This is a genomic window from Micromonospora sp. WMMA1923, assembly GCF_049179195.1.
GTDB classification, from domain to species: Bacteria; Actinomycetota; Actinomycetes; order Mycobacteriales; family Micromonosporaceae; genus Micromonospora; species Micromonospora yangpuensis.
In genome coordinates, this window is record NZ_JBMHLZ010000001.1 from 3155514 (window position 1) to 3179928 (window position 24415).

15 protein-coding genes and 1 pseudogene are annotated in these 24415 nt (G+C 71.5%); 3 read left to right on the forward strand and 13 right to left on the reverse strand.

Going from position 1 to position 24415, the window contains the following annotated elements:
- Window positions 1–69 precede the first annotated feature (69 nt).
- The 13 genes and pseudogenes from ACN28G_RS14225 to ACN28G_RS14285 form a co-directional block, all read right to left on the reverse strand.
- A complete protein-coding gene (locus ACN28G_RS14225) occupies window positions 70–645 on the reverse strand; it encodes a hypothetical protein (protein ID WP_421479330.1) in 576 nt (191 codons plus the stop codon).
- A gap of 686 nt (window positions 646–1331) precedes the next feature.
- The gene (locus ACN28G_RS14230) at window positions 1332–2900 is read right to left on the reverse strand and encodes an alpha/beta hydrolase (protein ID WP_421479331.1); all 1569 of its coding nucleotides are present in this window, start codon (window positions 2898–2900) and stop codon (window positions 1332–1334) included.
- 257 nt (window positions 2901–3157) lie between these two features.
- Window positions 3158–3916: a YqjF family protein gene (locus ACN28G_RS14235; protein ID WP_091439968.1), complete on the reverse strand. Its 759-nt coding sequence runs from the start codon at window positions 3914–3916 to the stop codon at window positions 3158–3160.
- A 49-nt stretch (window positions 3917–3965) separates the two neighbouring features.
- Window positions 3966–5159: pseudogene (locus tag ACN28G_RS14240) on the reverse strand (CocE/NonD family hydrolase); the annotation flags it as partial.
- Window positions 5160–5218: 59 nt separating this feature from the next.
- A complete protein-coding gene (locus ACN28G_RS14245; RefSeq protein WP_421479332.1) occupies window positions 5219–5437 on the reverse strand; it encodes a hypothetical protein in 219 nt (72 codons plus the stop codon).
- 315 nt (window positions 5438–5752) lie between these two features.
- A complete protein-coding gene (locus ACN28G_RS14250) occupies window positions 5753–6850 on the reverse strand; it encodes a helix-turn-helix domain-containing protein (RefSeq protein WP_421479333.1) in 1098 nt (365 codons plus the stop codon).
- Window positions 6851–6980: 130 nt separating this feature from the next.
- On the reverse strand, window positions 6981–8819 hold the full coding sequence (locus tag ACN28G_RS14255; RefSeq protein ID WP_421479334.1) for a hypothetical protein: 1839 nt from the start codon (window positions 8817–8819) through the stop codon (window positions 6981–6983).
- Window positions 8812–13302 carry a DUF6603 domain-containing protein gene (locus ACN28G_RS14260; protein WP_421479335.1) on the reverse strand — a complete coding sequence of 1497 codons (4491 nt, stop codon included), beginning with the start codon at window positions 13300–13302 and terminating at the stop codon, window positions 8812–8814. Before ACN28G_RS14260 ends, ACN28G_RS14255 begins: the two co-directional genes overlap by 8 nt.
- Window positions 13299–14507, reverse strand: coding sequence for a ComEC/Rec2 family competence protein (locus ACN28G_RS14265; RefSeq protein ID WP_421479336.1), 1209 nt, complete (start codon window positions 14505–14507; stop codon window positions 13299–13301). Before ACN28G_RS14265 ends, ACN28G_RS14260 begins: the two co-directional genes overlap by 4 nt.
- A gap of 22 nt (window positions 14508–14529) precedes the next feature.
- Entirely contained in the window at window positions 14530–17109 is a 2580-nt protein-coding gene (locus ACN28G_RS14270) for a LamG-like jellyroll fold domain-containing protein (RefSeq protein ID WP_421479337.1), read from the reverse strand.
- A complete protein-coding gene (locus ACN28G_RS14275; protein ID WP_421479338.1) occupies window positions 17106–17315 on the reverse strand; it encodes a hypothetical protein in 210 nt (69 codons plus the stop codon). Before ACN28G_RS14275 ends, ACN28G_RS14270 begins: the two co-directional genes overlap by 4 nt.
- A 41-nt stretch (window positions 17316–17356) precedes the next feature.
- Entirely contained in the window at window positions 17357–20890 is a 3534-nt protein-coding gene (locus ACN28G_RS14280; RefSeq protein WP_421479339.1) for a hypothetical protein, read from the reverse strand.
- A 324-nt stretch (window positions 20891–21214) separates the two neighbouring features.
- Window positions 21215–21499, reverse strand: coding sequence for a hypothetical protein (locus ACN28G_RS14285; RefSeq protein ID WP_421479340.1), 285 nt, complete (start codon window positions 21497–21499; stop codon window positions 21215–21217).
- Window positions 21500–21738: 239 nt separating this feature from the next.
- Between ACN28G_RS14285 and ACN28G_RS14290 the strand changes: the two genes are divergently transcribed.
- The 3 genes from ACN28G_RS14290 (at window position 21739) to ACN28G_RS14300 (ending at window position 24274) form a co-directional block, all read left to right on the forward strand.
- Window positions 21739–22908: an ISAs1 family transposase gene (locus ACN28G_RS14290; RefSeq protein WP_421479341.1), complete on the forward strand. Its 1170-nt coding sequence runs from the start codon at window positions 21739–21741 to the stop codon at window positions 22906–22908.
- 407 nt (window positions 22909–23315) lie between these two features.
- Complete coding sequence (locus ACN28G_RS14295; RefSeq protein ID WP_421479342.1) at window positions 23316–24005, forward strand: ATP-binding cassette domain-containing protein; 690 nt, start codon at window positions 23316–23318, stop codon at window positions 24003–24005.
- Window positions 23951–24274 carry a hypothetical protein gene (locus ACN28G_RS14300; RefSeq protein ID WP_421479343.1) on the forward strand — a complete coding sequence of 108 codons (324 nt, stop codon included), beginning with the start codon at window positions 23951–23953 and terminating at the stop codon, window positions 24272–24274. The genes ACN28G_RS14295 and ACN28G_RS14300 overlap by 55 nt, the downstream gene beginning before the upstream one ends.
- Window positions 24275–24415: the final 141 nt, after the last annotated feature.

The following is a 24415-nucleotide window of genomic DNA, read 5'->3' on the forward strand; positions in this document are numbered from 1 at the left end:
GGTGGCGCCGGCCGGTGTGCAGTCGCATGCTCGGGGGTGCCGCGACTCTGTTCGTTGTTGTCCGTGCTGTCACCTGCTGGTGGAGGGTGAGGTCGCGGCAGATGCGGCCGGTGACTGGTTGGCGCCGATCGGCAGGAGGAAGGTCGCCGTGGTCAGTGCCGAGGCACCGGACCGGAAGTACGCGAAGAGGACCGCGTGCAGCCAGGCGGCTGGCCCGGTCAGGCGCAGCGGCTCGGTGTCGGCGAAGAGGAGCACCACGCCGTGCGGGTCGAGGTGGTATTCCAGGACGCCGGTGTGGTGGAACGCCAGCCAGCGTCCGTAGGAGTAGCACCAGGTCCGGGTGGGAGTGACCACGACCCGGGTGAGTTCGTGGTCGCGCCACTGCGGGCTCGCGAGGCGTGCCGCCCGGGATCGGGCGTTGCTGTTACCGATGGCGTTGGCGAGCAGGGCGCCGGTGACGAAGGCCGCTGATCCGAAGGCCAGCGCGGAGGTCTGCTGGTAGGTGACCGTCGTGCCGTAGTGCCGCGCGTAGTGCAGCCGGGCGTCCAGGTGAACCGGTTCGTCGATGAGGAACCCCGGGGGTGGGCACCGTGCCGGGCTGTCCGCCCCGGGCGAGGAATTCCAGGGTACGACGCGCGGCGTCACGACCCTCCGTCCAAGAGGTGTCGGCGGCCGGGGGTCGTAGTAGCCGACCGATGCCGTAGCCGGCGGCGTAGCTGGCAAGTGCCCATGGGGCGGTGACGCCGACGACGGTCACCGTGAACCAGCGACGGTGGCCGAAGCCGCGCCGGCGACGTCCCTCCGCCACCCCCACACACAACCCGGTGACCGCCGTCGCCGCGACGTAGGCACCAGCGATCAGTACCAGCAGGCCCAGGAGCGCGCTGATGTCCGAGCACGCGTCCGGAACTTCGACGTCGGGATCGTCGATCGACAATCCGTTGGCCCGCAGGCACCGATCCGTGGCACGGTACGACCGGTCGACGCCCCACACCAACGCCGGTGTGACGACCACGGTGGTGACGGCGGTGAAGGTCCAGTGCCGACTCTTCGGCAGTGGGGGCACGAAGGACATGACGGATCGTGGCTCCCTATGTCACCGCATCAGTACGCTCCGACGCGCGATGCTACCGCTCGGTCGATACGCTGTGGGGCCCACAGTGCACGAACGTAAGGTCTTTTCTGGTCACTGCGGCCACCGCGGCCACCGCGGCGCCCTCCACGTACTCCGCAGCATCCCCCTTGATCACGTACCCAGGACCTCGCCTCACGGGGGAGTCGGTGGCGGACACACCACCGGCTCCCCCGTCCTGCCCGTCCACGACCGACGATCAGAGTGCGCGACGCAGTCGGTCGAGGGTCTCGGCCCGCTGCCGCGCGGCCTCGGCGTCGAGCGTCCGCGTCCCGGGGCCGCAGAACCTGTCCTCCGGCATCGTGCCGTCGACCAGGTAGGCCGTGGTGACGTTGAGCGCGCACGCGTTGTCACCGAAGACGTAGACGCCGTGCCCGCTACCGTCGACGGTCACCAGCCGGGACCGGTCGTCGAACTTCTCCCGGAGCAGCTTCCCCCCACGCAGCGGGGTGGCCGGGTCCCGCCGGTTCTGCAGGATCAGCACGTTGCGCGGGCCGTCGTCGTTGATCGCCACCGGCGGCTCGGACGGCTCGTGCGCCCAGTAGGCACAGGGGACGATGTTCGCCCCGGCGGCGCCGAACATGGGGAACTTCTCGCGGTCCGTGGCCACCGAGGCCTGGTACCGCGCCACGTTCTCCGGCCAGTCGGAGTCGTTGCAGGTCACGGCGAGGAACGCCGACCAGTTGTTGTCCCACGGCAGCAGCTCCACCGGATCGTCGGCCCGGTTCGTGCGCTGCGGGACCGACCGGCTGTCGGCCCTGGCCACGAGCCGGGTGACCGCGGCCTCGTCGGAGTTCAGCAGCGACTGCCAGGTCTGCGCCAACAGTCCGTACTGCGCCTCGCTGTAGAGCGCCGTGAAGGTGAGGAACCGGAAGGTAGCGCCGTCGACGCCGGCGACCGGGGTCCGGTCGAGCCGTTCGGCGAGGGTGAACCAGTTCCTGGTCACCTGCGCCGGGTTGCGGCCCAGGCCGTACGCGCCATGCCGCGCCGCCGCAAACGCCGCGAAGTCGGGGAACGTCTGCTCCATACCCAGCGCGAACCGGCGCAGGGCCGCGCGGCTGAGGTGGGTGTCGCCGACGTTGCTGTCGAGCACGACCCGGTCGGTGGTCTCCGGGAACATCGACGCGTACGCGGCACCCAACGCCGACCCGTACGACGCCCCGTAGAAGCTGGCCTTCTCCTCGCCGAGCGCGACTCGGACCGAGTCCAGGTCGCGCGCCGTGTTCGCCGTGGTCAGGTGCCGCAGTCGGCCCTCGGTGTCGTTGGCCGCGCACCGCTCGGCGACCGTCTTCGCGATCGTCGCCTGCTCCGCGACCGCCGCGTCGTCCACCGCGTACGGCGGAACGTTGCCACGGTAGTCCAGGTCGCCGGTGAAGGCACAGCTCACCGGGGCCGACTGCCCGACCCCACGGGGGTCCACGCCGATCAGGTCGTAGCTGTTCGACACGGTGGACGGCAGGCCGAGGCTGACCATGTCCGCCGGCATCGTCAGCCCGGAGGCACCCGGCCCGCCCGGGTTGAGCAGCAGGATGCCCCGGCGCTCGGACGGGTTCTGGCTGGCGATCCGCGACACCATGATCTCGATCTCGGCACCGGCCGGGTCGCCGTAGTCCAGCGGAACCGGCACCGTCGCGCACTGCAACGACGGCGATACGGCCGCGACCTGCTCGGGGCAGGCTCCCCACTGGACCTGCACCCCCGGCTCGTCCGCCCCGGCGGGCACCGCGGTCAGGGTCGCGACGAGCCCGACGGCGACCGTGACAGCCATCCCCCGGCCCACGATTCGGCGTTGTTTCACGTTCTACCTCCGACTGGTGGTCTCACGGCGCTTCCTCTCCCCTGCATCACTTGTCTTCATGCCACCAGCCGGCGCATCGTGCCGACAGTGGTGCCGTGTCACCCCCAACGTGTGACGCGGTGGCACTGGCGCCACATCGGAGCCGACGGTACGGGGACAGGAGCCGGCGTCAGAGCGCGCGGAGGTGGTCGTGCGGGGTGGCTCGACGTCGAGGGGCTGCACCTCGCCTACGGCGGCGTGCAGGTCGCTACCCCGCCCGCGACGGTGGGCAGGCCGAACACGACCGGCACGCCGGGGGCGTACAGCACACTCACCGGCGCTGCGGCGGGCGCGGGCAGCCCGGCGGCGGCGACCAGTCCGTCATCCAGGTGCAGCAACTCGGCCCGGTGCAGCGGCCAACGGGGGTGCCAGTTCGGCAGGTGCAGCGTGCGTCCGTACGCCCGGGTGTGCAACCCCCAGCGGGCGGTGAGAAAGTGTTCCAGCGGGGTCGGGTCGGCGATCGGGTCGCCGACCCGGACCACCATGCGGCTCGCCGCGCCGGCCGGGCCGGGCCAGCGACGCCGGCAACGGTACGTGCAGATGTCGCCGTCACGGTCGATCCCCATCTTCGACCACAGGTACGGCAACCGCAGGCTCGCCCGGGCGACGAGCACGGGTACCAGCCGGGACGCGTCGAGCGACCGGAACACCACGGCGCGTCGCCCGGCGTCGTCGACGGAGTAGAGCCGGACGTTGGTCTCCCAGAAGGTGCCGAAGTACGGCACCCGCGGCCCCCGGCCGAGGCCCAGCCCGACCATCTGGAAGCCGACGAGACCGACATGGGTCAATCCGTCGAGGGTGTCCGGACGGGTGCCGGAGGGCAGCAGCGGTGCGACGAGTTCCGGCGCGACCGCCCAGTGCACGAACGTGAGATCTTTCCAGTACTGCCGCAGGCTCGCCCGGGAGAACGCCCGGCTCGGGGCGGGGTCGACCGGCTCGATGTCCACTGCCCCATCCTCCTCCCTCGCCGCTTCGGGCCGCGACCGAGGAGCGGGTTCAGGCCTTCGCCGGCAACAGGATCGCGGAGGGGTGGTCGCCATCGTGCAGGATCTCGAGGTGGGTGACGTGGGTGGTCGTGGCGGTCGCGACCGGCTCGTCCCCGCCGAGGTTGCGGGCGAACCGGGGAAACGCCCCGGCGGACACCTGAACGCGCAGGCGGTGCCCGCGCCGGAAGACGTACGCGGTGGGTGACAGCTCCACGGTCACCTCGGTCGTGCCGTCGGGCCGAACGGTGACCAGGTCGTCGCACACGTTGATCGACTTGCCGCGCTCGTCGACGTCGCACAGCCGGACGAACAGGTCATGGCTGGGCCGGTCGGCGCGCAGCCACACCTGCGCCGTGACCTGCCCGACAACCTCCAGGTCGGACTCGAGCACCGGTGAGGTGAAGGTCAGCACGTCCGCCCGCTTCTCCAGCGACCGGTTGTCCTTGGGGCCGGGACCGTTACCGTCCAGTTTCGGCCCGCCCACCGACGGGGTCGGGTCGTTCGGGTCGTAGCTGAAGGTGCTCGGCGGCGAGGCCGGGTTCACCCCCCGCTCCAGCGCGCCGCCGGAGCGCAGGTGCCAGCGCTGCTGCGGGTACCCCGCCGGTGGCCACTGGTCGAAGTCACGCCACTGCCCGGCACCCATCACGAACAACCGTACCGGCGCCCGGTCGGCCGGTTGCTCGCCCCGTGCGAGCGCGGCCCCCCAGTCGACCACCTGCTCGATCGCGGCGCCCATGCCCACCGGGGCGGCGTGCCACCACGGGCCGACGGTCAGCCGGGGGTTGCGGCCGGCGGCGGCCAGGGCCTGGAAGTCGCGCAGCTGGTCGGTCAGGAAGATGTCGTACCACCCGGTGATCGAGCTGACCGGCACGGTCACGTCGCCGACGGCGCCGCTGTGGTCCTCGTCCTTCCAGTACGGGTGGTTCTGGTCGTACCGCAGCGTCTCCTGAAAGAACGGTGACTCGTGACCGAGCAGTGCCGTGTCCACACCGGTCAACGGGAGCGTGTTCATCGCCGCGGCGACACGCTTACGGTCCAGGCCCAGCATGGACCGCAGCAATGCCCGCGGGCGCTCCTGCGTCTCGGTGTTCCACACCCAGTTGGCAAGCGTGTCGAGCTCGAACCGACCGGGACGCAGCAGGGTCAGCGCCAGCCGCGACGACGTGATGTGCGGAACCATCGCCTTGACCTGGACCGGTGCCTCAGCGGCGAGCGTGACTCAGTGTGCACCGAATCGTCGGATCACGAAGCTGTCCATGGCGGTTACAGGAGGTTGTGCCTACGGGCGTAGTTCGGGAACCCCGCCCCGGAGCAGGGCAGGCGAGCACCGGTCGCTCGCAGCGCCTCGATGAGGTTGCCGGCAGCCGTCGGGGTCTGCTTGCCGTCCCGGCAGGCACCGGCGAGAAGCCAGATGGTGCCGTGGACGCGGGCACCGTGGGTACGGGCAACCTGGGTCGCGTTCCTGTCGTCCGTGATGGCCACGCCTGCCCGCAGTTCGGCGGCGGCAAGAACGGATGTCGCGATCGCCCGAGCCGAGCCGGGCGGCCCGTTTGGTGAAACACCGCACCTCGTCGAGCGTGTCCAGTTCGGCAGTGGTCAGCCAGTCCGCCTCGCATGCGACGACCAGTTCCCGATACGCCTGCGAACCCACTCGCAGTTCCTCCCGCACCATCTTCGTCGTCCAGCAGTCGGCATCGAGCAGCAGATCCTGCAGGACGTCCAGCCGGTCAGCGAGAGTGAAGTGGCTGAGGACCATCGTGTCGAGCACAACGACGGATGCGCCTTGTGCCATCAAACTCACGGGGCGATCTCCGAGTCGTCGTCCTGCGGCAGGTCCGCCTCGACAATCTGGTCATGCATCAACTCCACAGCCCTCGCCCGGGTGATTCGCCTGTTCCGCAACGCCTCCATCACGGCCTGCGCGTAGGCGGGCGATACCCGTACTGACGCGAGGTCGGGCTGCGGTGCCCAGCCCAGCGCCTCCATGAACTCCGCGTACGTGGGCCGAGCCTGGCTCCAGGTCCTTCGGGTATCCGGGTCGATCACCCCCGCCTGCTCAGCCTGCCGCAATGCCAACAACCAGGACGTACGGTATCGGGCCGCGTAGCCGACGAGCTGTTCCCGGCTTATCGTCGCGTTGTCTGCGGTGAGCGCGAACGCCTGCACCGGCAGCAGCAGTTCCGCCGCGAAGACGTCGATCACCGCCTCCCGCTCCGCCCGCGATGTACTCACACCGAGGTCGGCGGAGTACTCGTCACCAACGATGAGATGCCCCAACTCGTGTGCTGCGGTAGCCCGACGACGGCCAGGATCACCCACCGTGCTGACGACAGCGACGGCAGTGTCTCCCTCGACCAGCGATGCGCCGTCGCCCGGCAGATCGGTGACCAGCACCCACTGACCTGCGCGCTCACAGACGTCCATGATGCTGTCGATCGGCTCCGCACCGAGCCCGAACCGCTGTCGTAACCAACGGGCTGCCCGACGAGCGTCATCCTCGCTGGCCACCGGGTGCGGGTAGCGAAGCAGCGAACGGGCACGCAACACCCCGATATCCCGCAACTGCTCGACATGACGGAGCCACTCGACCATGGCGATCTCAAGGCGCTCCGACGAACGTGCTACTTGGGTGTCGGTCTCCTCGGTCAGTGGCGCCGTCCGTCGGGACACCACCGCCGGCGGTGGATGGATCAGGTACTCCATCGACACCTTCAGAGCCTTGGAAAGCCGAGCCAACTCCAAACCGTCCACGCGACGGCTGCCCGCCTCGACCTTGGCCAGCATCGTCCGGTCCAGCCCCACCACCGCCGCGAGATCCTGCTGCGACATCCCTAACGACAGGCGGGCCCGCCGTACCTGCTCACCGACGAGCGGCCAGTCCCAGCCATCAGCCATAGTGCGATAATCGCACACTCGGCGTCGGAATGAGACAACACAAGAAGGTCTCCGGCTTTACCTCGAGCGTGAAGACGCCCGGGCCAAGGTGGTCGTCACCGTCCGATCGGCCGACCGGGCCGGCACCCCGTCACGCCGACCCGACCCGCAGGAAGGTGACCCGCTCGGCGGTCTCGGTCAGTTGCAGGGCCAGATCACCCGCGTCGACCTCGGCCGCGGGCCGCCCCAGCGCCTGCGCCACCGCCCCGGCCAACTCCCGCATCGGCACCGTCCCCCGGGGCCCGAACGGCAACGGGCCGAGGTGTCCCGGCGGGTCGTCGGTGCCCCCGGGAGCACGCAGCACCCGCCCGAAGGAGGTGCCGGAGGTGTCCGGCTCGACCGCCAGGTGCTGCGCCTCCGGCGGCTGATGCAGGTCCAGCCGGGCGAGCTGGTCGCCGGTGAAGAGGCAGAGCAGGATGTCCGGGGCGAGCCGGCGGCTCCCCCAGGACACCAACGGCTGCCTGCCCGCCAGGTCGGCGTAACCGTCGACGAGCAGCGCCGGATAACCGGAGACCACGTCGGAACGGATGAGCGCGCCGGTGACGGTGGGGAAATCCACCGGCACCGGGGCCACCGCGTCGCGTTCCTCGTCGGCCGGCCCGAGCCGGCCGATGCTGGTCGCCCCGTCGAGCAGGTGCCGAACCCAGGTCTGGTCCACGCCGAGGAACCTGATCGTCTCGGCCGGCAGCAGCCGCTCGTCGGGCACCAGGTAGGTGAGCGGGATCCCGTCGAGGCGGGTCAGACCGGTCAGCCAGTCGAGCACGCCGGCCGGCAGCGTGTCGTCGATCGGCGCCACGGCGAGCGGGTACCCGGGATCCACCTGCTGCTTGGCCCGCTGGTCCCGGCGGCGGCGCCACCCGTACAGGCCGGTGGCGACGTCGCCGCTGCTCAGCGCCAGCAGTCGGCCGAGCTGCCAGGCTGCGGCGTACCCGAGGTCGAACATGCCCAGCTCGGTGTCGAAGCGCAACAGCGCGTCCCCGGTCCGGGTCGGTGCGACCGGGCCGCCGTCGGTCGGGCCGGGGACCAGCGGACCCCGGTACCAGCCGATGCTGCGCCCGCCCTGACGCAACTGGTGCCGCAGGGGCACGAACCCCGCTGCGAGGTAGCGGTCGACGGCAGCGCCTCCGGCCGGCGGCAGCCGGAGCGTGCCGCCGTCGTCGGCCAGGTCCCGTACCAGCGTGGCGAAGGTGTGGTCGGCACTCACCGAGGCGAACCGCCAACTGGTCAGACTGACCAGGCGGACGGTGTGCGTCCGGCCGCCGCCCGGGGCCGGTCCGGGGTCGAAGACCGCCGGCCCGTCGCCCGTGGTCCGGAACCGGTGTTCCAGGGAGACCAGGTGCACCGTGCTGGTGCCCCCGGGTGTCGGCAGCCGGTTGCCGACCACCACGGCCGCTTCGGCCGCGTCGCCGTCGCCGGCGCGTACGTGCGCGAGCAGCGGCAGCTCGGCGTAGTCGGGCAGCAGCTCCGTCAACAGGTCGAGTGGGACGTCGATGACGGTGACCGGATCCTGGGCCGACTCGTGTCGCTCCGGGGTGGACGCCGCCGTGGGCAGCCAGCTGTCCGTCCCGAGCTGGCCGAGCGGTACGGTGTGCGGCTCGGGCCGTTCGTCCTCGGTGAAGAGCAACAGCGCCAGCCAGGGTGCGGCCGCCGGGTCGTCGCCGACCGGGCTGCGTTCCCAGGGCAGGGTGGCCCGCTCCAACACCACGTGCGGCAGTACGTTGCCGTGGTCGCCCACGCTGCCGTGTGGCGGGAACACCGCCCGGATCAGCGACGGGGCGAGACCGAACCGGTCACCGGCGACGGTGAACCGCCGGGTCACGGTGAAGTCCTCCGGTTCCAGGCTCACCTGCTGCGAGACGGTGACCTGGTAGTCGCCGGCGGGCAGCACCGGACGGTGGTGGGCGCGGAACTCCAGACGGGACTCAGACATGGGCGGCCACCTGGGGGATCGCGTGGAACTGGCTGGTGTCGAAGCCGGCGAGGTCGACCCGCGCCGAGGGCAGCAACGCGGCGAGCACACCGGCCCGGGCGGCGGCGACGGTGGGCGCGGTGATCGTCTGCTCGATGGTGGCCGCGCGGGCGGCCGGTTCGTCGGGTGCCACCTGCCAGCGCGGCGGCGGATCGAGGGCGATCGCCTCCCGGGTGTACAGCGGGGTGCCCGCGCGCAGGTGCGCCCGGTCGACCCAGGCCGGGTCGGCGGGGGTGACCGCCGGTCGGGGCCGGATCTCGTACCCGGTGACCAGGTCGGTCAGCAGCGCCGGGTCGGTGACCTCGGCCCGGAGCCGCCCGCCCCACAGCGCGTACGGCAGATCGGCGCGGACCGGGGTGTAGTCGAACCGGTCCTCGACCGGGGTGCCCTCGTGGGTGATGGCGATCCGGTGCACGGCGGTGACGGCGCCTACCGCGACGTCGACCGGTCCGACGCCGAACAGGGTCCGTCCGGACCCGGTGGGCAGGGCGGTCTGCCCGGTGCCGCGCACCGCGCTGCTGGCCGGCACGGCGCTGCTGCTGGTCAGCACCAGCCCGGTCGGGTCGGCGATGCCCAGGTCGTCGGCGGCGGCGTCCGGGGTGCTGCGGTGCGAGTCGGCGCGCAGGGACAGACCGACCACCTGTTCCCGGGGCGGCAGCAGGGTGTCCCGGAAGCGGGACCACGTCAACGGGGTGGGGGTGGACGTGGCGGCGGCCCCGAACGTGATGTCGATGCTGGTGACGTCCAGGTCGATACGCGCGGTGCCGCCGAAGTCCGGGCCCCAGAGCTGGACGTCGGTGCCGACGTGCACGCTTATCGTGTGCGCGCCGAAGGCCTGGAACGTGTACGACGCGGTGACGCCGACGTGCAGGGCCGCCTCGTAGTGGTACGGCTGCCAGGAGAGCAGGAAGTCCATCGAGGCGTCGAAGGCGGCGCGCAGCGAGTCGTCCTGCCACACCGCGCTGACCCGACCGCCGGCCATCAGCATGCTCGGGGTCAACGCGAAGTAGCCGCCGCCGGAGATGCTGAGCTGCTCGCAGACCTGCCAGCTGAAGCCGAGCCGGGGCACGTTCGGGTAGTGCGCCGGCACCGGGAAGTGCGGGTGGTAGCCGCCGGCGGTCAGGGCGAAGTCACCTGCGTGGTCTCCGGCGAACCAGGTGGAGAAGGCGAGACCGCCGGTGAGGTGACAGTCGGGGGACAGCAGGTACGACGCCCGGGTGAGCTGGGCGACCACCGTCAGGTAGCCGTCCTCCGGCACGATGCTGGCCCGCAGCGCGAGTTGGACCTGCGCGATCGGAGGGACCGGGGAGGCGGCCGGTTCCGGGGCCGGGAGCACCACCGTGGACAGGCCGAGCACGTCCAGCTCGAAGCGGTGCCCGAGGGAGGCGGCGACCAGCACGAACGAGTCCACCATCTCGAACGAGTTGAGCCGCAGGCCGAGGGCGAGAAAGTAGTCCCCGACCGACGGCGGCAGGTAGTCGTCGAGGATCCGCAGCTCGTCGGCGAGGGTGGTGCCCGGCGGTGGCCCACTGATCGCGTCGATGACCAGCGGGAACGTCGCCACCGCAGCGATCTCGGGGGCGATGAACCGGCGGTTGTAGCCGAACCCGGCGGCGAGTCCGCGTACCGACAGGAACGGTGGGCCGCCCTGGATGCCGTTGAGGAAGGCGTAGGCGAACAGCGACGGCCCGGCGGGCAGCTGGGCGTACGCGCCGAGCGCGCCGAGGGAGAACGACAGGGTACGAAGCTGCAGTCCACCGCTGTACGCGGGGTAGCTGTGTCCCTCGTAGGTGATCGTGCTCTTGCGGAACGCCCCGTCCACCCGCAGCGGGCCGCTGGCGTACGACAGGCCGATGCCGCCGAGGTCGAAGGTCGGCAGGCTGAGCGGGGCGGAGGCGGACACCTCGACGGTGAGGCCGGTCAGCGACAGGGTCAGGCCGGCCACCGTCACCGACGCGTCGAGCAGCAGCGCGATCCGGGCACCGCCGGCCGGTGGCCTACGGAACGCCAGGCCGACCCGGGCGATGTGCAGCGGGCCGAACGACCGTTGCACGGTGATCCACGACGCGTCGTCGCCGGTGCGTACCGGCGGGTTGGTAGGTGCCGGCCCGGGGCTGCCGGAGGTCGGTGCCGCGACCCCCGGCCGGCCGCCGACCGGCACGGCGAGCGCCTGGGTCAGCGGCCCGAGCATGACGGTGGCGTCGACGGTGAAGCCGGCGGCGAGGTCGCCGGTGGGCAGCCGGGGGGCGGTGTCGGGCAGCAGCGCGTTGAGCGCGGCGGCCTCGGCCGCGACGAGCGCCGCGGTGCTGGCGATCACCCGTAGCGGGTCGACGCCCATGGTGGTCGCTCCGGTGAGGTGGTCACCGACGACCGGCAGCTTCGCCAGGTCGAGCGTGGCGGCGACCTCCACCCCGAAGACGTACGACTTCGTGGCGCTGCCGGTGCTCGGGGCGGCCAGCGCGAACAGCGCCCGGCGCAGGTCGAGCCGCACCCCCTCGGGTACGTGGCCGGCGGCCGACGCCGACAGCGCCCCCACCAGGGCGCGCAGTTCCGGCACCGGATCGGTGGTGGCGTGCGAGTACGACGCGGCCAGCCGGCGGGCCGTCGGGTCCTGAGCGAAGTGCACGTCGAGCCGGGGGTGGAAGGTTCCCCCGTCGACCGGTACGGCCAGCGCCAACGCGCCGGCGACGGACCGGGCGGCGGTGTCCACGGCGACGGTGAGCGCCACCTCGGTGTCGTCGACCGGGAACCGGGCCTGCCCGGTGACCGCCAGCCGTTTCGCTCCGGTGGAGACCGCCATCGCGAGGTTCTCCACGGTCGCCCCGGCCAGCGGGGCCGGCAGTGCGGGCCCGCCGAGGCGGCTCGCCAGGTCGTCGAAGAGCCCACCGATCGGGATCCGCTGGCCCGGCCCGGTCTCCCCGGCGAACTCCCACCCGCGCTGCGGCGACGGGTCGTAGCCGGCCCGCACCCGGAGGCTTACCTGGTGCAGGTCGAACAGGGCCTCGGCCAGGAAGGTGGTCGAGGCCGACGTGTGGTCCAGGGCGAAGCTGACGGCCCGCAGCTCGACTCCGTCGGTGATCGCCCAGACGCCGTCGATCTCGATCATGCCGGTGAAGCTGGTGCCCTCGGTGCCGCTGCCCGGGAGGGCCACCTCGGCCATGAACGCGTCCACGGCGAGGTCGGGCAGGTGGGTCGGGTCACCTCCGGTGAAGTGTTCGTACACCTCTCGGATGCGCAGCGGTGGGTCGCCCTCGCGCAGGTGCCCGCCGAGCTGCCGGGTGCCCGGATCGGCGAAGAGCTCCAGCGTGCCCTCCTCGCCGATGCCGACCAGGCCGTTCACGGTGACGCCGAGGGCAGGGCTGCCGAACGGGTCGTTTACCCGGACGTTGACGTCGATCTGTTCCAGGGTCAGCAGGTCGGTGACGATCACCCAGTCGGCCTGCGTGTAGACGGTCGCGGTCACCCGGTCGACCGGGCGGGCCGTCCCGGGCGTCACGGTCAGGGCGACCTCGCCGAGGGTGATGCCGGCACCGGGATCGATGCCGAACGGGACGGTGAGACTGGACTGCCCGAGCAGGCCGGCGATGTCGGCCATGGTGACCGGGCCGAGCGGCCCGAAGTCCGCCGCGAGCCGGATCGACTGCCGCCACCCGCCGACCATGGCGCTGACCAGGACCGACCTGGTCCGGGTCGCACCGGCAGGACCGTCGGCCGTGCTGACGGGCAGCGCGCCGCCGACCCGGACGTACGCAACCACCTCCTGGTCGATGGTGGAGACGTTGAGTTGCGGCCGGCCGACCAGCTCGTACCGCAGGTCGGTGAGGGTGACCGGACCGAGGTCGAGTTGGTGTCCCCGATAGCCGGCCAGCTCCACCTCGGGCACCAGCGGGGTCGGCACGGGCAGGTCGGTGGGGGCGACCCGGCGCATGGTGAGCGTTCCGGTCACCGGGTGGGCGGTGCCGGGGAAGAGCAGGGTCAGCAGGCTCATCGCGGGGGTGATCCGCAGGTCACCGCTGAAGGCCATCGGCACGTCGGCCACGGCGGGCGCGGGGTCGGTCCCGTCGAGCAGGGTCGAGTCCAGGGTCAGGGTGGGGCCGTCGAAGCGCAGGTCGGCGAGGAGCCCGCCGCGCAGCGCCGGGAAGGCGTCGGCGAGGGACCAGCCCGGCCCGGCGGTGGCCGTGACGACGATTCCGGTGACCTCCTCGGCGACCAGCGTGAACCGGATCGTCACGGACATCGCGGCGAACGGTGCGGTGTCCCCGGTGCCGCTGACGACGGTGTCATCGCCCGGGACCGGCCGGGTGGCGGCGGTGAGCGTGATCCGGTGGGTGGGCAGGAAACGGCCGAGGTACCCGGCGACCCGTGCGGGGAGCGTGTCCACCGCAAGGTCGAACGTGCCGGCGTCGACGGCGGCCGTCAGTACGGCGAGGTCCCGGCGGTTCATCCTGGTGCCACCCAGGTGATGTCCAACGGCGACAGGGTGAGCGGCTGGGGCACGACCGATCCGGTGGAGTAGACCGGGGTCGTGATGTTCTCTGCCGACGACGGCGTGACGATTCCGTTGGGGTACGACCAGACGTCGTGTGCGGACGCTGCTTTGCCGTCTGTCACGAACTGGTTGTGGTACCGCTGCACCACGGCGCGGGACGGAAGCCCGTACCCCGGGTCACCGACCTTGCCGGAGCTGATCAGCGCGCGTTCGGTGGGCGCGACGAGCTGCACGAACTCCGGCGAGGAGGAGGTGTTGACGCTGCCGTGGTGGGCGACGTGGACGATGTTCACGTTCTTGAGCCGCTTCTTGTACTTCTTCGCCCAGATGCTCTTCGTCATGAGGTACTCCTCGGTCGACCAGGTGGCGTCCCCGCAGAGCAGCAGCTTCCTGCCGAAGACCTCGACCAGGGTGACCACACAGGCCCGGTTGTTGCCGTCGTTGGTGTCGTCGTCGGCGACGTACTTCTCCTCGACGCCACTGGCCAGGATGGTGATCGTGCAGTTGGGCTCGGTCAGGATCCGTAGCCCGCCCTCCGGATCGAGGCTGGGTGGACCGGCTCCGAGCGGGTGGGGCTGGTATTTGGTGTCGCTCGGGCCGCGGCGCTGCAGGGTGGTCGAGCCGTTGTCGTCGGTGTCCTCGTTGCAGGTCACCCACCACTCCGTGCCGGTCTGGCTCTGCTGGATCCATTTGCTGAGGGTGCTGCTGTACTTACTCAGCTCCCTGCTGTGATAGATCTCGCCGACGGTGACGTCGCCGTCGTGCAGCTTCATGACCTCCTTAAGCTTGTTGAAGTGGTCCTTGTCGCAGTGGGTGAGGATCAGAATGTCGATCTGCGGATAGTCGGCGCTGAGGAACCGGTCGCAGAAGAGGTTGTGGTAGGCGAAGAGCTTCAGGTAGGCGTCGGAGAGGCCGTCGTCGGTCCGGGAGGAGCCGCAGTCCACCAGGACGACCTTCCCGCCGGGGGTCTTGAGCACGATGCAGTCGCCCTGGCCCATGTTGACGAAGCGGGCGTAGAAGTTCCCGTCGTCGCGGGTGCCGGTCAGGCTGCCGTCGCCGCCCAGCGTCAGGCGATGCTTCAGGTTCGTGACGTCCGCCGGCTCAATCTTGATCTTCTTGCTGGCGGTCGGATCCTCGACGATCTTGCGCTTGCGTGCCATCGGAACGCGTCCTCCTCGTCGTTCAGCCCGGGAAGGCGATCCGCCAGCGGCCCTGGCCGACCCGCTCGCCCTTGCGCCGCCAGGTGAAGACGTGCCGCCGGTCGTTGTCGAAGGGACTGAAGTCGGCGGCGTAGGCGAACTCGTTCTGCAGCACGTTGAAGAGGTCGAACTCCAACTGCCCGGCGGCGAGCCGCACCAGCGCGCGCAGTTCGTGCGCGCCGATGGAGACCCCGTCCACGGTCAACGCCTGGAAGGTGCCCCGCGCGGCGCTCACGTCGATCAGCCCTTCGGAGCCCCCGTCCTTGAACGTGATGCCCTCGGGGCGGCCCTCGATGCGGTGCCAGAACTTGTGGGAGTGGTGGAACCTGATGCTGGGATAGACGTCGACACCGTTCGGCGTCTGCGCCTGGAACAGCTCCAGGAACAGCGCCCCACCGCCGGACTGCTCGTCGCGACGCAGCTGAAGGTGGTCGGAGCCGGCGGTGACCACCACCTGACCGGACCGGACCCGGTTGGCCCGCACCTCGGCGGCGTGCGCCACCGCGGCGTGCACGTCGATCAGCCCCTCCGATCCCCCGTGCTTGAACGTGATGCCGTCGGGGTTGGCCTCGATGCGGTGCCAGAACGCGTCCGCGTGGTGGAACCGGATGCTGGGGTAGACCTGCACACCCTTCGGGGTCGCCGCCTGGTACAGCTCCAGGAACACCGGGCTGCCGCCGGTCTGCTCCTCCCGGCGGAGCTGGAGGTGGTCGGTGACAGCCTGGACGGTCAGCCGCGCCACCGGGGCGGTGGTGCCGACCCCGACGTTGTTGCCCACCGGGTTGATCGCCAACGGCGCGCCACCGTGCGACTGCACCCACGAGTAGCCGCGGTCGTAGCCCAGCCGCAGGTTGGGCTGGTTCGTCGGTCCGACGATCACACTGCCCGCGTGACCGTTGGTGCTCTGGTCCACGACGTGCAGCCGCGCCTCGGGAGCGACCGTACCCAACCCCGCCGCACTGCCCGCGAAGACCAGCGGCGCACGCTCCACCTCGACGGCGAGCACCCCGTCCCGGAAACCGGGAATGTTGCGGTACGCGAGCAGCACCGGTGCCCGCCCCGGGCTGGCCAGACCGTGCACCTCGCTGAGGGTCAGGTCCCACCAGCCGTCCGGCGGTACCGCGGTGTCCTCGTCGGGAATCAGCGTCCACTGCGCGCGCTGGCCCAGCTGCTCCCGCCGGACCTGCCACCCACCGCCGGCCGGCCCACCGACGGCGAGATCGACCGCCCCGGCCGTGCCGGCGTCGGTCAACGCCCAGTCCCGGGACTCCTCGGCCAACTGCACCTCGAAGGAGAGCACCAGCTCCGACGGGGCCACGCCGTCGGCCCCGGTCAGCGGCACCGCGACGTCGCGGGACAGGTTCGCCACCCGCAGGCGCAGGGTGCTGGCGGTCACGCCGTCGCTGAGTACCCGGTCACCGCCGACCAGCCCCAGGTGCAGCGGAGGATCGGAGCGGCCCCGGTCGTTGACGATCTCCAGGATCTGGTGCCGGGCGCCGGTCAGCTCGGTCGGCTCGCCGACGTACCCGACACGTCGGTAGCCCAGCTCCACCCGGCTGCCTCGGGTGCCACCGGCCGCGTCGGCGCGTACCCCGGCGATCGGCAGCTCGACGCTCTGGCCGGCCGGGATCGTCAGGGCGTCCGGCCCGCGCAGGTAACAGGTGGTGGGGCCCGCGTCGGTGGTCAGGGTCCAGCCCGGGACCGACAGGGTGGGCACGGAGCCGGCGGCCAGCACCCCGCCCCGGAACCGCAGCGCGACGTGGTGCTCCTGCGCCGAGACCGGCCCGAGCCCCGGCCACAGGGTCAGGTCGTGCCGCGACGAGTTGGTCAGCCGCAGGGTGAGGCGTTGACCGGTCGGCGTGTCGTCGATCCGGAGCACCGGCTGTTCGTCGGCATCGACCAGCTCGAAGCCGATCGGATGGGTACGCACGAACGACGGCCGGACGGCCTGCCCCGCGCCCATGTCCTGACGCAGCTCCTCGACCGACCGGGTGTCGCTGTGCACCCGTACCTGGGCCGCCGAGAAGTCGAGGTACGAACCGGCGGCGTCGGGGTCCCGCCCGAGCGTGAACGGTGCCGTCGTGGCACGCACCGGCGCGGGCAGCGCGGTCTCGGCGACGACCACCCCGTCGAGCAGGACCCGGGCCGTCCGGTCCTCGCTGGTCACCGCCACGTGGTGCCATTCGCCGAAGGTCAGCGTCCCGGTGGGGGTGTCGTGCTTGACGATGCCGTCGGTGGTGACGAGCTGGTGCACGAGGCGACCGTCACCGAGCAGCCACAGCGTGAAGCCCTCCGCCTGCCCGAACAGGACGCCCGCCGCGTCGGCCGACATCGGCGGAACCCGCACCCAGGCCTGCGCCGTGACCGGTGCCGGCAGAGCCGAGACGCTGGTCACCGCGGCGGCACCGCCACGCAGCTCAAGGCAGCTGCCGAACCGCTCGTCGGGGCGGACCACCGCAGCACCCTCCACCGTGCCCGTCGTCCGGGCGACCGGGGTGCCGACCACCAGCGGACCGGATGCCAGGTCGTCGAGCTGCCAGTGCAGCAACAACCGCTCGCTCATGCCGCCACCTCGCTGGACGTGGTCGGGACGCCCACGGTGACCGGGCTGGTCGCGGCGGCCGGGGCGGTGGCCGGCTGGAGCTGGGCGCCGGCCTGCTCGCCGATCGCCTCGATCAGCGCGTAGACGCGCACGTAGGGCAGTTGCCCGAGCGCTTCCAGGACGGTGTTTGTCTGGTCCAGCGAGAGCTGGAGGGTGATCTGCGGCATCGGTGCGGTCCTCGATCCGACGGTGGGGTTCGGCTGGTGGCTCATCGGGTGGGGGCGGGTGGGCTGCTGCGCAGGGCGAGCCAGCCCTCGCGTGCGGTCAGGTCGGTCGGGAACCCGGCCTGCGGGCCGGGCGGGTCGTCGGTCTCGGTCCAGCCTGTGGCGTCGCGCTCGCGCCAGGTCCAGCTCCGGCCCGGCTCGGCGGCCAGGGCGAGACCGACCTCGTCCGCGCCGGTCAGCACCGGGGCCACCAGGAAGCCGGTCTCCAGGCGGGCCAGCGCGTCGTGGTGGTGGGCGGTGTCCAGACGCACCGAGACGGTGGGCAGGATGCCGGTGGTGGCGTGGATCGCTCCCGCGGGTTCCAGCAGCACCGTCAGCGTCTCGTCGGGCAGACCGAAGGCCAGCCGTAGCGGAGGATCGACGCCGGCTGCGGCCATCGCGGCGACATCGTGGTAGTCCGGGTCGAGAGCGCCGTCGGGCTGGTGACGCCAGAAGCCCAACACGCCGTCGCCGAGCCGGCCGTGCTCACCGATCCGGACCGGGAAACGTACCAGCGGAAAGCCGTTGGTCTCCCGGCCGGCCCGGCCGAGATCCTCACGGAACACGTTCCAGTCCTGGTGGATCGGGGGCGGACCGAGCAACTCCAGCCCGACCGTGAGCCGAACCACCGCGACGGGTCGGCCGGTCAGCCGGGCCCGGAGCAGGTGAGCGCCGGCCTCCGCCGGCTCCACCGCGTCCAACGCGTCGTCCAGTCCGCCGAGGAAGTCACCGACCCGGCCGGGGCCGTACGCCCGCAGCCGGGAGACGACGGCCCGCAGCCCCGGATTGTCGATCTGTTCGACGGCGGGCACGCCGCTGAGCGGGGCGGCCCGCCAGAGCGCCCACTCAGGTCGGTCCACGTCGGAGGTGGGATGGAGCGTGCCGAGCCACTCCCCCGTCTCGGCGTGGACCCGCAACCCGTCGTCGAGAAAATCGGGCAGCAGCCAGCCACAGACCGGTGTGGACTCGACCAGACCGCTGCACGGCTGATCGGGGCGGTCGGCGTCGAGCAGGCGCAGCCGCAGGCGGGCCGGTTGGGCCAGCCGGGGCGGCAACTCCACCCAGCCCGGTCGGGCGGAGACCCGCAACCGGTCCGTGGTGGCGAGCCGGTCCACCGGTACGTCGTGGCCGATGCCGAAGTTGTCCACCATGCGGATCCGGGCGACGCGCAACAGGCCGGCCCGGATCGGGTTGAAGTCGGCCAGCGGTACGGGCGCCTGCCGGTTCTGGTCGGCGACCCGGTCCCGCACCTCGGCGGCGAGCTGCTGGTCGCCGGGGAACCCGAGCGGGTCGGCGACCGGCAGCTGCCGGGTCAGCCGGTGCATGACCAGGGCGTCGTTGAAGCCGCCGAGGCTCTGCGCGAGGTTGCTGCTCTCGTGTTCGGCCAGATGGGCGTAGGCGGCGGCGAGCAGCGGCAACCGGGGTTCGTCGCTCTGGTCGGCGCACCAGCGCAGCAGCCGGTCCGGCTCCTGCCGGGCCTGTTCAGGGGTGATCGGCTCGGCCCCGGCGACCCGGTGCTCGTCGTTGCGGCGCAGCAACGGGGCGCCGGTGAGATACCGCAGGATCCGGGTGGAGAGCACCGTCCGGGCGGCGGAGGACAGCACGGTCACGCCGGTGTAGCTGGTGGCCACCGCGTCGGCCACCGCCCGGCCCGGCCGGGGGGTCAACTCCACACCGTCGTGGGGTAGCCGGTAGCTGGCCTCGACGAAGCCCGGGTCGTAGTCCCGCCCGTCCGGTCCGAGGTTCGTGCCGGTGCGGGTCGGGAAGAACTCGACCTCCCAGTGCAGCAGCACCGGATGCCACGGCTGTCCGGTCCAGCGGCGCAGCGCCGGATGCGGCTCGTCGAGTGAGCTCAGGTAGGCGTCGATCCGGTCGCCGAGCTGGGCGAGGGTCTCCGCGTCGCTCGGCGCGGGCACCTCCAGCACCGCGCCGGGCAGCACTCCACCGGGATGCTCGTCGTCCCGGCCGTACCGGTCCGACGGAGTCGCGGAGGCACCGGTGAGCAGCACCACCGGCTCGTTCGGCACGAAGTACGGGTCGTCGGGCAGCTGCTGCAACCGGTAGCCGAGCCCGTCGGGAACTGCGGCGTTCACCGAGTCCACCACCTGCTCCACCGCCCGCAGCGCGGTCAGCAGCCGGTGGGCCAGCGTGTCGCCCGTCCCGTCGGGCGGGAACTCGCCGGTCTCGGCCAGCAGCGCGTCCAGATCGGTCATCTCCTGCCGCAGGTACTGCGCGACCAGATCCGGATCGGGATAGTCGTGCGACTCCCCCGGCGGCGGGTAGGCGCAGACCAGGTAGCGGTGCCAGTCCGCGAAGAGGCGGCGGCGGGCCCCGTCGACGTCCGCCCCCGCCCTGTCGTACGCGGTCTGGGCGGCGTTCAACGCGACCAGCAGGTCACCCAGCTCGGTGGGGAGGTCCGCGCGTTCCCGGGCCGGCGCGGCGGCCCGGTCGCCGGCGGCGGCGACCAGCATCCCGGCATCGGTCTGGGCGGGCGCGTCGGCGGGCCGGACCGTCCACCGCAGGCCGGCGGCGACCGGGGTGAACGCGCCGGTGTGCCGGGCCTCGGCGAGCCGGATCGGCAGGTCCAGTGCGGCGGCTTCCAGTTCGTCCGCGCTGACCAGCGCCGCCAGCAGCCGATCCATACTCTCGGCGGTGACACCGGGCAACGCGTCCCCGAGGTGGCCGGCGAGCGCCTCGGCGGCGGTGTCGGCGATCCGGACACCACTGTCGTCGACGCCGGGCGGAACGGTGGTGACCCCCTCCTCGTCGAAGATCAGCCGACCGACGCAGACCATCCGCTCGGGCGCGGCACCATCGACCCGGGTGGTGGACCAGCCGAGCCGGTCGGCGATCTGGTCGGCCCACCCGTCGACCTCACCGACCGCCAGGGCGCGGGCCAGCTCGTCGAAATCCCCCCGGGAATAGAATCCGAGCAGGTCGTAGCGGGTTCCGGCCGGCGGACGCTCGCGGTGGTCCGGGTCGAAGAACCCGAAGACGCTGTACGAGTTCGGGTAGCTGGCGGCGAAGCTCGGCTCCCCGTAGCCGAGAGCAGTCAGCCGGGCCACCCGGTCGACATCGGTGCCGGGCCAGTCGGCCAGCGGCAACGTCCGGCCCAGCCGACGGTAGGGGCGGCCGGTCGTACCGGGCGGGTCGTCGGGCGTCAGGGGGTAGCCGACCGCGTCCCCCTCGTCGCGTAGGGCGTCGCTCTCCACCACCCACCGCGCCCGACCACCGTCCCGGTCGGTCCGGGTGACCAGCCACCGGTCAGGCACCCGGGGCGGCTCGTCGCCGTGGGTCAGCCGGGTGAGCGTGTCCGGCAGCGACCAGTGCAGGTGGACACCGGGGGGAAGGGTGAACTCCTGCTCGAACGCAGCGCAGAGCACCGCGTCGCTGAGGAACGGCTGGTCCTGGTTGACGTCGCGTCCGCTGCGCAGGTCCAGGTAGGGCAGGCGACTGAAGTCGGCCACCGGGCCGGTGACGTTCCGCTCGGCGGCGAGCCACAACGCATCGATGCGGACCGGCACGGCGAGCACACGCATGGCGGCATCCCTTGAGGCAGATGGCAGGTGGTGGCCCGCCATCAAACCCGCGGGCGAAACCGCGGTTACGGCTGCGGATCCACATTAGACTGTTACCAGCATCGAGAACAGTGCCGGGGATGCCCACCGTCCACAGGACGATCCCGCTCGGCGCGAAGATCCGGAATGGCGGACCCGGGAGTCGAACCCCTATGCCTGCCCTCGGCGCGCCAGGCGTCCGGAGCTTCTTCGCCGCAGCCGCCCGTCAACCCACGTCGTGGTGAGTCGTCGATCCGACAACTCACCCACGACCAGGACGAGCCGTTCGAACTACCGCTGCCGTTACTAGTCCTGCCAGACGTTCAGTGCCCAGGCCAGGACGTACCAGACGCAGACGTACTTCCGCCCGGAAGCGATTCCGGCGATGTGGCAGGTGATCGGGTCGGGAAAGACACCCTGAAGCCCCCACCCACCCGCCGCCATCGAGACGGGAACCACACTCGAAGCCGCGTTGACGGCGGGCACCGGAGCGGCTTGGGCAGCCCCGACCGTCATGCCCAGGCCACTGGCCACCAAGGTGACCACCACCATGGTCTGGGCCAGTCGCTGCCGCAGGGATCTTTTGCGCATCAGGCTCCTCCCACACCCCAGGCCCAACGTTCGACCGTGGGCGTCCGTCGATGAAACGTTGCGATACATGCAAAGCCGGGGAGGAGCACCAGAGCTAAAGCAAAGTTAGTTGATCTTCGTTTCGCCTGGTGAGGCGGCGTGCTCGCGGGTCAGCTCCGGGGTGGTGAACGGGTGCGGCCTTCCTCAGTAGACGATGACGGTTCTTCACGCCAGTCGTCGTCTGCAAAGAAAGGCCGCTCGTGTCAGTCTCCCATGCTGTCGTCGGTGTCGTCACGGATGAGGGTGGGGAGGTCGACACCGGGCAGGTAGCCGCGCTGGCTGCCGTGTTCGGGCAGGTCAGCGATCCGCGTAAGGCACGGGGCGTGCGTCACCGCCTGGCTGCGGTGTTGACCGTGGTGACGCTGGCGCTGTTGCGCGGAGCGCGGAACTTCCGGCAGGCCGCAGATCGGGTGGCCGAGTTGCCGCAGCCGTTGCTGGCCGCAGCGGGTGCCCGCCGGCACCCGGTCCTCGGGATCCGGACTCCTCCGGGTCGAGACACGCTGCGCCGGCTGGTCGAGGCGGTCGACGCGGCGGTGGTGGACCGTCTGGTCTGCGCCCGGCTGGCCACCCGGCTCGCCGATCCCGCCGAGGTCGGGCTGTCGCTGGACGGCAAGACCGTCCGGAACTCCGGTGGCGGCACCGGCATCGACGTGCAGTTGTTCTCCGCGATGCGGCATGACACCGCAGTGGTCATCGCCCAGAACCAGGTCCCGGCCGACACCACGGAGGTCACCCAGATCAAAGCCCTGCTCGACCCGATCGACATCACCGGCATGGTGGTCACCGCGGACGCCGCGCATCCCAGCAGCGGCACCGCCGCCTACCTGAGACAACGAGGCGCGGACTACGTATTCACCGTGAAAGGCAACAGGCCCGCCCTGCTGGCCGCGATCACCGACCGGCTACCAGAGGCGACAGCGGCGACCAGCGCCCACACCGACACCGCACGCCGCAGCGGCCACCGGATCACCCGCACCATCTGGATCGCATCCGCCACGGGCATCGACTTCCCCGGCGCGGCCCTGGTCCTCCGGCTCCGCCGCGACGTGTACACCCCCGACGGCCAACGCGTCAGCAAGCAGATCGTCCACGGAATCACCAGCCTGAACCGCACGGCAGCCGACATCGCCGCCTACGTACGCACCCACTGGTGGATCGAAAACAAGATCCACTGGGTGCGGGACGTCCTGTTCGGCGAAGACACCCACCACGCCGGGCTCGGCAACGTCGCCCACACCATGGCTGCTCTACGCAACCTCGCGATCGCCCTGATCCGGCTCGCCGGACACTCCAGGATCAAGCAGGTCATGGAACGTCACCACGCCGACAAGATGCTCATCCCCGCCCTGCTCAACGCATCCCGACCATGATCAACAGACTTTGCTTCGGCTCTGGCACGGATCTACCGCGAACTAGGGCTAACCCTGACCTACCGGCCAACCACCCGGATCGTGTCCGCTCAGGCAACCCCAAGTGGATCATGTACTAGTTTGTGTCCGAGGGGGGACTTGGACACCGATCTGAAGCACTCATGCTTACATGAGTGTTCATGGGCCTAGTGTACCGCCTCCGCGGATTGCAGGTTCGACATGAGTGGCCCGTTTCTATCGGCACCACAGTTGGGCTGACGCGGGCGCGAGAGCTGATCGGGTACGCCCGATTCCGGCCGGAGCAACCTCTGGTCCCGGCAAGGTCGCTTCCGAGGCCGGCACTCCTACAACCAGACAGCCATTTTCATCCTGCGTAGTGGTTGGCCTCGACGTGGTGTAGGACGAGGATGCCCCCCGGGGAGGTCGTCGGCCTCCTGGGCGTCTCCGGCTCGGGCAAGACCACCCTGGCGCTCGCCCTGCTCGGTCACCTGCGCCCCGGACTGCACCTACGGTCGGGGCGGCTACGGGTCTTCGGCACCGACCCCTTCCGTCCCGAGGGCCGGGCCCTGCGCGGCCAGGTCGTCTCCTTCCTCGGCCAGGACCCGGCCGCCGCCCTGAACCCCGCCCGCCGCCTCGGTGCCCAACTCGCGGAGGCCGCCGGGCCGGGCCGGGTCGGCGAACTACTGGCGGCGATGAACCTGCCCACGGACCACGCCTTCACCCGACGACGGCCCCACCAGATCTCCGGCGGGCAGGCCCAGCGGGTGGCCCTGGCCATCGCCATCGCCGGCAACCCCCGCCTGCTGATCCTCGACGAACCGACCAGTGGCCTCGACGTACCCCTCGCCCGGGACCTGCGCGAACGGCTCACCACCTACCTGCGGGACCGGGACTGCGCCGCCCTGGTCATCACCCACAACCCCACACTGGCCTCGACCATGGCCCACCGGATCCTCCACCTCGACTCCGGACGCCTGGCACCCGCCCCCGTCCACCCCGACCCGCCGCCGTTTCCTTGCTGCTGCGGCTCGGGGACTGGGAGGTGGCGGGTTTCAGCCCGGAGATCGCCCGGGTCACCCCCGACGGCACGGTCGTGACGCAGCCCCTCGCCGGCACCCGCGCCCTCGACGGCAGCCCGCTATTCGACGCCGCCCGCTGCGACGAGCTGTACCGGGACGCCACGGAGGTGTTCGAACACGCCCCTCGGTCCACCTCGCCGCCACCGAGATGTCCACCGTGTGCGCTCGCGCGAACCGACCGCCGCCGACGCCGGTGCGGGGCCTGCCCTCGTACCGCTGCCGGTGGCCTGCTCGCCAACGGCTGTCTGCCGGTCGCCGCCCACGGCCGGAGCGGGTGGAGCCGGTAGCACACGCCAGCCTGGTTGGCCCGATGCGCCTTGTTCGCGGTCGCGGCCGCTGCTCGTGCGCCGGCCCCGCCCGCCACCGCCGTGTCGAAGCCCACGGCGATCGCCTCCGCGGGAGCCACAGTCGACTGCTCCGCCGCTGGC

Bases quoted from the DNA above. Each gene is read 5' to 3' on its own strand.
- ACN28G_RS14230 (WP_421479331.1), bottom strand. From the start codon at position 2,900: ATGGCTGTCACGGTCGCCGTCGGGCTCGTCGCGACCCTGACCGCGGTG.
- ACN28G_RS14250 (WP_421479333.1), bottom strand. From the start codon at position 6,850: ATGGCTGATGGCTGGGACTGGCCGCTCGTCGGTGAGCAGGTACGGCGG.
- ACN28G_RS14255 (WP_421479334.1), bottom strand. From the start codon at position 8,819: ATGTCTGAGTCCCGTCTGGAGTTCCGCGCCCACCACCGTCCGGTGCTG.
- ACN28G_RS14260 (WP_421479335.1), bottom strand. From the start codon at position 13,302: ATGAACCGCCGGGACCTCGCCGTACTGACGGCCGCCGTCGACGCCGGC.
- ACN28G_RS14265 (WP_421479336.1), bottom strand. From the start codon at position 14,507: ATGGCACGCAAGCGCAAGATCGTCGAGGATCCGACCGCCAGCAAGAAG.
- ACN28G_RS14270 (WP_421479337.1), bottom strand. From the start codon at position 17,109: ATGAGCGAGCGGTTGTTGCTGCACTGGCAGCTCGACGACCTGGCATCC.
- ACN28G_RS14275 (WP_421479338.1), bottom strand. From the start codon at position 17,315: ATGCCGCAGATCACCCTCCAGCTCTCGCTGGACCAGACAAACACCGTC.
- ACN28G_RS14280 (WP_421479339.1), bottom strand. From the start codon at position 20,890: ATGCGTGTGCTCGCCGTGCCGGTCCGCATCGATGCGTTGTGGCTCGCC.
- ACN28G_RS14285 (WP_421479340.1), bottom strand. From the start codon at position 21,499: ATGCGCAAAAGATCCCTGCGGCAGCGACTGGCCCAGACCATGGTGGTG.
- ACN28G_RS14295 (WP_421479342.1), top strand. From the start codon at position 23,316: ATGCCCCCCGGGGAGGTCGTCGGCCTCCTGGGCGTCTCCGGCTCGGGC.